Consider the following 10,388-nt stretch of genomic DNA (forward strand, 5'->3'; position numbering starts at 1 on the left):
ACGCGTACAATAATGAAAAACGGGTCAGTCACGTTTTATCAAGGCTGCCTCATCTAAAAAACAGGCAGACTGTCGATCCTGATATTGGGTTGTACGACGGAGCCTTCGATTTTCCATCAGAAGTCTCTTGTGCGAAAAAAATCACTAACGAGTGAATGTTAATCGCCAAAAATTACACCGCTAAATTGACAGACATTGCCCTCTCTTTTTCTTAGGCTTTCGTATTATCCTAAGATCAATATTCATCCTATTGACATTTCTATCCGCCAATGAATGGCGAATTTAGCTCTGGGTAGGTACCCAGATTGCCACCCTATGACCTCTTCGTATGTTCTGTATTATTGCGTCCTCCCGCTTTATTTAAAAAAAACATGCAATTGAATTTGGACTCAGTAGTCTGGTTCTGCCCCGTGTGACCGACGGTTATGGGCTACCTGCTGAGTTGCCCCTGACGGAGGATTAACATGGTCGGGTTTAACTGATCAACGTGTGTGACTCCGAGCATCGCCATGTCTCGGTCGACTTCGTCGCGTAGTAAACGAACAGCGTGCAGAACGCCAGCCTGACCGGCCACGGCGGCGGCATAATTAAACGGGCGCCCAATAAATACGGCACGAGCCCCAAGCGCCAGCGCTTTAAGAATATCGCTACCGCGTCGAAAACCACTATCAATCATCACCGGGTAGTCCCCGAGCGCCATCACAACAGGCTCAAGAATACGTAAGGGTGAAACGGCCCCATCAAGCTGTCGTCCACCATGATTTGAAAGAATGATCCCGTCAACCCCCAGCGCCTGAGCCTTCAAGGCATCGTGCACACTTAGGATACCTTTAACCACAAGAATGCCTTGCCATTGGCGTCGTATCTGCGCCAGATGAGTCCAGTTCAGATGGTCACGCGCAGAAAAGTCGCGTAGGACATTTTTGGACAAGATCGGGGCACCCCGGATGGCGAACGTGTTCTCAAAATGTGGCATTCCATGACGGGCCAGTGTCTTCAGAATGTGACCAAATAGCCAACGGGGATGAGATAGACCATCCCAGGCCAGACGCAGGCTTGGGCGTAAAGGTGTCGAGAATCCGGTTCTGATATTATTTTCCCGGTTAGCTGAAACAGGAATGTCGACGGTCACGACTAATGTTTCATAACCCGCCTTGGCGATACGCGTTATCAAGGCTTCGATGCGGGTAGGATCGCCGGGTAGATAAGCCTGAAACCAAGTGCCAGGGGCTGCATCGGCAACCTCTTCAAGTGGGATCAGCGATGAACCGCTCATAATTGAGGGAATATTTTCCTGTTGTGCCGCCGTCGCCAGAACAATATCGCCGCGGTATGTGGACAAGGCGGCGATGCCCATCGGTGCAATCCCGAAAGGTGATGCGTAATCGCGATCAAACAGGCGAATATGTTGTTTACGTGAGGAGACGTCGACCAAAACCCGTGTGGTAAAACCGTAATCATCGAAAACCCGGCGATTGTCTTTAAGTGAATGGTTGTCTTCTGCTGCGCCCTGAATATAGCCAAATATCGGTCGTGGTAAGTGGCTACGAGCAGCGTGTTCAAAATCTGCAAGCGAAAGAATATGGCGTAACTTAGCCGGCAACCCAGCAGCATAACAGCCTGATGGGTCCGTCTGTGTGATAGTGGGCTGATGTAGCGCATTCATTGTCATGTTACACACCTGTTAAAAATAAAATTGAGTCTAAAAGGCAATTATGGCTATAAAAAGCGAATGTTTTGATATAGGTTAATTCGTAAAAATAGAACAGGTGAAAGTACAACATGACACTGAAGCAGCTTGACGCTTTTTACTGGGCAGCCCGATGTGCTAATTTTGCCATTGCGGCTGATCGCCTGCATCTGTCTATTTCTTCCTTATCCAAGCGCATTGTGGAACTGGAAGTCTCACTGGGTTGTGTGCTTTTTGATCGCTCCGGATACAGGGCAGTCCTCACGGATGAGGGACAGCGCCTATTACCTCATGCTATTGCATTGTTGGAGTCTGCGGTAGAAATCCGAAATATCCTTGGTGCAAACGAAGGGTTGTCTGGAGTCTGTACGTTTGGCGTGGGGGAGCTGAGTGCACTGACGTGGCTACCCAGTTTTATTGCTGCCGCTCGCTCGCTTTATCCGCAGTTGCTACTGACACCGCACGTTGATGTCGGCGCTGTTCTTGAGGGACGGGTTAATAAAGGTGAAATGGATTTTGCGGTTATTGCGGGTCGCTCTTCGCGGCAGACTATTCTGTCGCTGCCGATTGCTCAGGCACAATTTGTCTGGATGGCCTCACCGACACTCTTGAATACCGTCGGTACCGTCGCTAATGCTTTGCGACAGGGCGTTCCGTTGATTGCTCTGCCACCGGGTGCAGGTACCAGCCGGATTATTGACGATGGATTAATGGCCGATGGGATTACTTCCGTGACACGTATCAATTGCAACAGTTGGGGGGCTATTGCCGGCATGCTCGTTGCCTCGGTAGGGGTAGGCATACTGCCTACTCATTGGGCTGAAAGGCTTTCTCTACGCCATCAACTGCATTGCCTTCCTTGCTCTGAACCGTTAGCCGTATTGCACTATTCCTTTCAATGGCGGCGTGATGACCCACGGCCATTGATTGAAAAAATGCGTACGCTGGTTTGCGACGTGGCCGATTTCTCTTTTGACAGTCCATTACCATGAGGTCATATTATCGACCCTGTCTGGCTATTTTCTATCCGTTGTTAATCCGTTACTGCCCTGAGAATAGGTGTGCCAGTCAGATGCCCATGAGTACGAAAGAGTGACAGTTTGGCCCGATAGGGGCGGCTGTCGTGACTTGGGTGAAAATAACTATCCGATTTGTCAGCAGGGTGGTGACAGCATTGAAATCGTTGCAAACTAATGTCTATCACTATCCGGTATGCAACAACGTGGACTCACTAATAATGGTTAATTTCACGCGCGAACCTGTAGACGCCATCATTAAATACACTATCGGCATCGCTGTGATTGAACGGAGTCGCTAAAATCTGGGCTATTTATTGCTACATCAACACAAGGCTCAATGTGTCATGTTGAAAAATTCCCCCACTTTTCCTGCAAGGACTTATTCAGGATTATTCATGAATTTTACATTACACTAACATTTCCAAATCTATTCCAATCCTTGGGGGATTAACATCATGACTCAGGATGAATTTGATGCGATAAAAGTGAAGTTAAGTCAATTCTCCTTGCGTACGGTAGACATCGCGGAAGCTGTACTGGTGGAGGGACTGACGCAATCAGAAGCGGCGATAAAGTATCAAGCGTCAAGACAAAGCGTGTGTGGGATAATGAAGCGGGTAGCCTCAGCGATAGAGGATGTCCCAAATAGCTGGAAGAAAGTGGAAGTGTGGTTGCCCGCGGCACTCGCGGAACACGTACTGGCTCTGGCTGACGAGGCTAAGCGATTACATTGGCAGGCAAAGATGGACGCAGTAGCCTCGGGCAATTAAAGATCAACACGATATTAAGTCGGCTCAATCACATGGCAGGGATGACCATTTTACGCCATACTCTACGGTCTTAGCGCCTCATTCACATTGAGGTGCCTGATTATCGTTTGCTAAATAATAAAAAAGAGGCGCATTGAATGACCGCGACACCGCTGAATGAAAAAACCCGCCATCGAGAGTATTCGATCATTCTGCCCATTCTCGCGCTGGTCATCTTATCGCAGTGGGGGAATACGACAAATTTGGCACTCGTGAGCCTGATTAATCTGTTTTCTCTGGTGGCAATCTTAGCCAGTGCCTTTAGTGTAGTTCGTCATGCCGACGTGTTGGCTCATCGACTGGGTGAGCCCTATGGTTCACTGATATTAAGTTTATCTGTGGTTATCCTTGAGGTCAGCCTGATTTCGGCACTGATGGCCACCGGCGATTCAGACCCGGCATTAATGCGCGATACGCTGTATTCGATCATCATGATTGTTACCGCGGGTCTGGTCGGTTTTTCCTTGCTGCTGGGAGGCCACAAGTTTTCCACTCAGTATGTGAATCTGGTGGGGATTAAACAATATCTGATGGCCATTTTTCCGCTGGCGGTGATTGTTCTGGTATTGCCGGGGGCGCTGCCCGGCAACAATTTTAGTGACGGGCAGGCCTTATTGGTCGCCATTATTTCTGCTGCGATGTATGGCGTATTTTTGGTGATACAGACGAAGACCCATCAAAAGTTGTTTGTCTATGAGTATGAAGATGACGACGGTGTTCCCCATCACGGCAAACCGTCATCACACACCAATCGCTGGCATGCGACAGGGTTGGTCGTGCATCTGATAGCGGTCATCGCGGTGACCAAGTTTAATGCCGAGCCTCTGGAGGTGTTATTGATTCAGGTCAATGCCCCAGCGCAATTCACGGGCTTTCTGGTGGCGTTGCTGATCCTGTCGCCGGAGGGATTGGGGGCATTACGCGCGGTATTGGATAATCAGGTGCAACGGGCAATGAATCTCTTTTTTGGTTCCGTGCTGGCGACGATTTCACTGACCGTGCCTGCGGTGGTGTTAATTGCGTCATTGACAGAACGCTCGTTGATATTTGGTTTGCCATTATCTCATGCGATAGTCCTGACGGCGGGCCTTCTTCTGTGCCATCTCTCATTTTCTACAGGGAAGACCAATGTATTGAGCGGGATGGCGCATCTGGCTGTTTTTACCGCGTACTTAATGACCATATTTTCATAATGGCTATGACAACATCGTTGAGTCTGGGACGGGCTTTATAGGTAGGGCCGGTTCTGTGGGGTAAGCATGTTGTCCTTAACCCAAATAGGCCATCATGGTGTGATGGGTGTGATTGTATCAGGCCGGAGCACTAACGTAACCTGAGCTCGGTTAGGCGATATTGTTGTGATTTCCGTCTTGAAATGCCATTCGGCTAGCCTTGCCACAAACGCCTGAGCATCACCGACTATCTGGAATGAAATGGGTGCTATCAACACACCCTGCTCAGTAAACGCGTCGGTCAGAGCCTGTTTAGCGACATAGAACACCGGGCTTTCAACCGAGTCAGCCTGTTGTTCTGGCTCGCTGTTGGGTGGGTCTAGCAAGATATTTTCCCATCCCTGTGTATTCAACTGTTTGATGGCTTCTGCCAGTCGGTATAAATCATTGTGTGTGGTTTTATCACCGGTGAATGAAGACCAAAGGAATATCAGGTCCTTTTTTAACTGGGCTTTCTCTCCTTGTCGGCGGCCTTTGTCCAGCAGCAACTGGATGTCCACTGCTAAGCGGCGGGTAAAGCGTTTCTGCTTTTGGGCCGTGGCCAGCCAACGGACTAAAAACAGGTGCTCTCCCAGCGGCGATGTCACCAAACCATCCTGAATAGAGATATGTAACGCCACCAACGCGCAAAAAGAAAAGTGGGCTAAGTCTTGTGTGGTCGGGGCATGGGGTGTAGTCATGGGTATCAAACAGTCTAGAAAATAGCGGTCAATGTTACCTAAGCAGGGTCACCGTGACAACGTTAATGTAGTTTAGGGGCTTGTTGGCTACACCTCCGTCACGTTCCGCCATTCAGTCTTATCCTCTGATAGGTGTGCCCAGAATGTTTTCTCTTTTAATATCCATGGGTTGGCCATGGCATAACGTGCTATTTTTTGGTTAATTCTCTTTTATTGTCATCTTTTCCCCTTTATTCCCCTGCCAATTGAATCTTCTTCAGTGATAACACGAGATTGATCTGCGAGGACGATCGAAATCTCAATATCCATAGTGACAAACGATCAATAGCTTGTCCCGTATCCGGTAACATCCCAAGGCGCGGAGTGATGGCGTTCGTCGACAGTGCCGTCTGTGGGGTGGGTGTATTGGCAATATCAATACTCTATTTCATTAATAAAGAGTGGCAGCATCATGGAACACAATGATTCATTAAATAGTCAGGATGACGAGGGTTTTTCTTTACCGACAATGTGGCTAGTTTGGGCGGTGGTGGCCGTGGTGGCCGTGGTGGCCGTGGTGGTCTCCATCGTAATGTGTGTCTATAACGTCTCCGCGATGGTCTTGGGGGCCAGCTTTTGGGCCAAAACACTGGCCGTGATTGTCGGTGCTGTCTTGGGCTGGATAGGGGCGATTATCGGTCAGGGTATTCGAAACTTTGCCCACCCGGATATCGTCTTTACCCACGGCGGGCTCTTCAGCTTAGTGGGCATCAAACTGTTCTGGTTATGTGGGCCTCAGCTCATCGGGTTAGTTTTTGGTGTTGCGCTGGGCATGGCCCTGATACTCAATTAAACAGAGGAAAAAAATGAACGGTTATGTGATGTTATTCAGTACGGTGTTTTTGTTGGCAGGTTGCTCCGATGACAACACCAAACTCAAAGGCGAGTTTATTCGGGGTTGCCTGTCCGGCGGGGCAGATAAAGCCGTGTGTTCCTGTATCTATGAGAAATTAGAGGATAAATACGGTCAGGAAGAATTGTTACGCATTAATTCGCTCTCTCAGGCCCCGGTCCCCTTTTTAGAGGATGGCACACAATTTGCGATGCAGTGCGTTAAATCGGGTTGATGGTGGCACCACCGCTTAATTCATCTAAGTCATCTCTTATTGGACCTGCTATTTGGCAGGTTTTTTTGCTGTCTGTATTCAATCGATGCCGGTTTGAGGCGATGGGTATTGAAAAGTCAAACTTTACGGTCACGACAATCTTTATGTATCGAGCTCCGATGACAGAAAGTCTCCCCGTCAGGGCTGTACGATAACCCTCATCGTCATCCCTTCGAACTCCATTTTACTGACGGATGGACTCAATGTCTTTGGATAAAAAATAATTAAGGAACGTTCGAATGAGGGCAATAATCGCCAGTTTAATCAGTTCATCCATACTGGGGTTTATTGTTGTCGCCAGAATATCAGCGGCTAGTTGAAACTCTAGCGCCAAAGCCAGCCAGCTTCCAAATCGTACTCTGATTATGTGGAGTAGTGATGTCTGGTGAAAATTAACGACAGCAATGACCAGCGCCCGGAACATGCCCATGAATACACAGATGACGGAGATAAGTTCTAAGCTTATTTTTATGACTTCTGAGAGATTAAGGATGATGATTTTTAAATATTCCATGATAAATGCGTTCCCACCTTGCTGACAGAATATGTCATGTTTAAACCTCCCAGAGGACGCCGATGATGATTGAGGCTTATTTCCCTCAATGGTGTACTTATTGTCTGACGATGGCTTCTAGGCAGCTCGGTATGCCGTCGGCCAGCACGAGCTGATAGTGGGTCTGTCCAGTATAGGTAAAGCAGGCCAGCTCTTCTAATAAGTCATACCGGGCGATGCGGTAAGTCAGCGCTTCGTTCGGATGACTTATCCTCGCATGCTTGAGCAAATAATCCAATGCCGCCTCTTGGGTCAGCATTAATACCAGTGGGTTAGTTGATGCTAAGCCTTCGCTGTTATTGCGAATAATAATGGGCACATGGATAGACAGCGTCATGGTACTTAACCTTCATCGGTCAATCATAAAGAATGCCAATTTAGCAGGTTTTTTAACAAGGATTGATCGTTTGATATGATCGAAATCGCAATATTGATCGCCCAAACCAATTGGATGATGAAAGCCCCGTCAGCTATGGTATTGGCACCAAATCATTAGGCCATCAGCCCTATGCACCGCGCAAGAAAAATGATGAATATCCTGTATACCAATGTCCATGTTGCCGGTGGCGGTAGCCATGATGTGTATATCCCAATGGCGTTTCATGAACGCCAATCACGCGATTATTTTTGTCAGCCAGTCGATTTATCACTCTATTGGGTTTTCGGTTTCGGTTCAGTCCGATAAGATTGTGGTCATCCGTAGTGGGGTCTATACCGACTACTGGCGACCGCCGGTTACCGTCGTCTCGTCAGCCCCGATTAGGTTTGGTCAGTATTGCTGGGACACCAGAGTATAAAGGCTGTCACATCTGATTAATGCCTTCAAGTTATGACCTGAATCTGTTCACCATCGCGTTACGCTGACCATTGTCGACACCTTACCGGATAGACAAAATGCCCAAAATCCCTCGTCTAGCGTCAAAATGTGCTTTATGCCATAAAGTTCACAAAGAAAACTAATGTACCAAAAAATAGCTTTCAATTACGTTTAAATTAGTGTTATTTTATAAAAAAATGCAATTAAACACACTTTTATAATTAATTAGTTTATATTGCAAACTAATAGGAGGCCAAACGTGAGTGCTAACGTCCCTAATACCCTGAGACGGATGAATAAGTCTCTTGTACTGAACATTATCCGTGAGCACAGCTCACTTTCGCGCGCCCAAATCGCGAAAATCGCAGGCATTACTAAAGCAACTATTTCAGAAATTGTCACTGAGTTGCTGGATGAGAAAATCATTTACGAAAGCGGAACAATGGAAAACAGCGGACTTGGGCGCAAAGGTATTATGCTTAACTTCGATGCAAACCATGGCGTTGGCGTTGGGATTGATCTGGGCGGAACAAAAATCTCCTTCTCTCTGTTTAATCTGAATGCAGAGCTATTGGCCACTGAGCAGGCTGAAACCTATAAAGTGACCACCAGAAAACAGTTCCTGAAATTATTTAATCAAGCAATACGCAACCTGTTAGATAAATATTCTATCAGCGCCGATAAGCTAAAAGTTATCGGAATTGCTACCCCGGGCATTGTGGACTATCACCGGGGCATCGTACTTGAAGGCTCACCCAATCTCCCGGAGTGGGAAAATATCGCGCTGGCCGATGAAGTATCTGCCGTATTTAACGTCCCCGTCGTGCTGGAAAATGACATCCGTTCAGCCCTGATCGGCGAAATGTGGAAAGGAAAGTGTCAGAAAGTCCATAGTGCCGCATTAATTGGTGTCGGTACGGGACTGGGTGCGGCCTTACTGATGGACGGGAAAATTATCCGGGGAGCCAATAACGGCGCAGGTGAAATCGGATACATGATGTTCAGCCGGGAACATTTACATCAGAACTGGCGCAATAAAGGCTGCTTTGAAGTTCACTGTTCCGGTTCCGGCATGAGCCAGCGTTATCAGGAAATGAGTGGAAAAAACCTGACGGCGCAAGTTATTGCCCAGCTTGCTCAACAGGGCGATACGCTGGCCGACTCGTTATTCCGCGATTTGGCTGACTATCTGGCTATCGGCATCTTAAATATCATAGCCATCGCTAATCCTGAAAAAATCATTCTGACCGGCGGAGTCATACACTCATCACCGCTATTCCTGCATTACGTCCAATCACACATTGATCAACACACTTTTACGCAAACACAAATTCAGGTCGAACAATCAGAACTGGGAACTCAGGCTCCGTTGTACGGCATTGCGGTATTGGCACTCAACAGAGTCTATCCGTCAATCCAATTTATGTCCGATGCCCAGTTAAGCTAGTTTTAAGAGAATATAAGCTATGTCCGGTATACATCTCCATCCACACGATATTCTTGACGAAGGCACTGATTCTATTCTTAACCGTTTAGCAAAAATGGGCGAAATTGATCGCCTCTTCGTTGAAGTCAATACCATTTTTGAACGAAATCCCTATCCGGTAGGTAATCTGCCCCACAACCCGGTCCACGATGTTGTTATGGGAACCGGCACGCTGCATGTCAAATTAGATGACCATCAGAAAGGTGCACTTTATCAACGGGTTGATCCCACCATTCTGGAAGGCCATGACCCGTTGATGCTGATAAAGCAGAAAACGGATGGAACGAGTATAAAGGTGATCCCTTGGGTCAATATTCTTAACGGCGACTTCGCCGGTAATCTCAACGACAATATGGTGGTTAATTTCCGCGGAGACCCGGTAGAACACTGGCTATGCCCAAATGCCCCGGACGTGGTTGAGTTATGGAAAAATACTTTCAGTCGTCTACAACAAACCTACGGCTATGACACTTATCTGATCGACCGTATTCGTTTTCCTGACTGGGCCGGAAAATCAGTCAATCCTAGCGGCCTGTTTACCTGTTTCTGCTCTCACTGCCAGCAGAAAATGCGTAAACAGAATATCGACATTGAAAAATTGATCGCCACTCTTAATCAGTTAGTTATTTTACTGCATCAGGACCAATATGAGACCGTCGTTGATTATCTATTGCATGACCCGCTAATCAAACAATGGCAGCAATTCCGTCAACAAAGCATTACCCATTTTGTCAGCGCCTTGCTGCATGACGTCAATCAGAGCNATNGTTCACTNAAACTATGGCTCGACTTATGGCCGCCGGCATATTCGTGGATNCTGGGGCAAAATTACACTGAACTGACCAAGCTATCTCCCGCATTAAAGCACTTTCCATACCATAAATTAGGTGGCGGAGCTGACGTACAGGGACTTATTGAGTTCTTCGCAACTGCGCCGGAGCAAAAGGAAATTGCATT

11 protein-coding genes are annotated in these 10,388 nt (G+C 47.5%); 7 read left to right on the forward strand and 4 right to left on the reverse strand.

What is annotated here, in order from left to right:
• Positions 1-430: 430 nt before the first annotated feature.
• The gene (locus tag YWE_RS0118045; protein ID WP_227659965.1) at positions 431-1,672 is read right to left on the reverse strand and encodes an alpha-hydroxy acid oxidase; all 1,242 of its coding nucleotides are present in this window, start codon (positions 1,670-1,672) and stop codon (positions 431-433) included.
• Between the two features lie 110 nt (positions 1,673-1,782).
• On the opposite strand from YWE_RS0118045, the gene YWE_RS0118050 reads away from it, so the two are divergent.
• The 3 genes from YWE_RS0118050 (at position 1,783) to chaA (ending at position 4,711) form a co-directional block, all read left to right on the forward strand.
• A complete protein-coding gene (locus tag YWE_RS0118050; protein WP_029095796.1) occupies positions 1,783-2,682 on the forward strand; it encodes a LysR family transcriptional regulator in 900 nt (299 codons plus the stop codon).
• A 482-nt stretch (positions 2,683-3,164) separates the two neighbouring features.
• On the forward strand, positions 3,165-3,479 hold the full coding sequence (locus YWE_RS27755) for a TrfB-related DNA-binding protein (RefSeq protein WP_051323425.1): 315 nt from the start codon (positions 3,165-3,167) through the stop codon (positions 3,477-3,479).
• 137 nt (positions 3,480-3,616) lie between these two features.
• Positions 3,617-4,711: a sodium-potassium/proton antiporter ChaA gene (gene chaA / locus YWE_RS0118060; protein WP_029095797.1), complete on the forward strand. Its 1,095-nt coding sequence runs from the start codon at positions 3,617-3,619 to the stop codon at positions 4,709-4,711.
• Positions 4,712-4,803: 92 nt separating this feature from the next.
• On the opposite strand, the gene YWE_RS0118065 is transcribed toward chaA, so the two are convergent.
• Positions 4,804-5,430 (reverse strand): DUF2913 family protein, encoded by a 627-nt coding sequence (locus YWE_RS0118065; protein ID WP_029095798.1) that lies wholly within the window; start codon positions 5,428-5,430, stop codon positions 4,804-4,806.
• 451 nt (positions 5,431-5,881) lie between these two features.
• On the opposite strand from YWE_RS0118065, the gene YWE_RS0118070 reads away from it, so the two are divergent.
• Both YWE_RS0118070 and YWE_RS27760 read left to right on the forward strand, forming a co-directional pair.
• Entirely contained in the window at positions 5,882-6,262 is a 381-nt protein-coding gene (locus YWE_RS0118070; RefSeq protein ID WP_029095799.1) for a hypothetical protein, read from the forward strand.
• A gap of 13 nt (positions 6,263-6,275) precedes the next feature.
• On the forward strand, positions 6,276-6,536 hold the full coding sequence (locus tag YWE_RS27760; RefSeq protein WP_036016468.1) for a hypothetical protein: 261 nt from the start codon (positions 6,276-6,278) through the stop codon (positions 6,534-6,536).
• A gap of 223 nt (positions 6,537-6,759) precedes the next feature.
• Here YWE_RS27760 and YWE_RS27765 read toward each other — a convergent pair whose 3' ends face one another.
• Positions 6,760-7,089: a DUF1622 domain-containing protein gene (locus YWE_RS27765; protein WP_036016469.1), complete on the reverse strand. Its 330-nt coding sequence runs from the start codon at positions 7,087-7,089 to the stop codon at positions 6,760-6,762.
• Between the two features lie 97 nt (positions 7,090-7,186).
• The gene (locus YWE_RS0118085) at positions 7,187-7,465 is read right to left on the reverse strand and encodes a hypothetical protein (RefSeq protein ID WP_029095800.1); all 279 of its coding nucleotides are present in this window, start codon (positions 7,463-7,465) and stop codon (positions 7,187-7,189) included.
• Positions 7,466-7,730: 265 nt separating this feature from the next.
• On the opposite strand from YWE_RS0118085, the gene YWE_RS30505 reads away from it, so the two are divergent.
• Together YWE_RS30505 and YWE_RS0118095 are read left to right on the forward strand one after the other, a co-directional pair.
• A complete protein-coding gene (locus tag YWE_RS30505) occupies positions 7,731-7,925 on the forward strand; it encodes a hypothetical protein (protein WP_127526484.1) in 195 nt (64 codons plus the stop codon).
• 279 nt (positions 7,926-8,204) lie between these two features.
• A complete protein-coding gene (locus YWE_RS0118095) occupies positions 8,205-9,392 on the forward strand; it encodes an ROK family transcriptional regulator (protein ID WP_029095801.1) in 1,188 nt (395 codons plus the stop codon).
• Positions 9,393-10,388 lie beyond the last annotated feature (996 nt).

The organism is Budvicia aquatica DSM 5075 = ATCC 35567 (genome assembly GCF_000427805.1).
GTDB lineage: Bacteria > Pseudomonadota > Gammaproteobacteria > Enterobacterales > Enterobacteriaceae > Budvicia > Budvicia aquatica.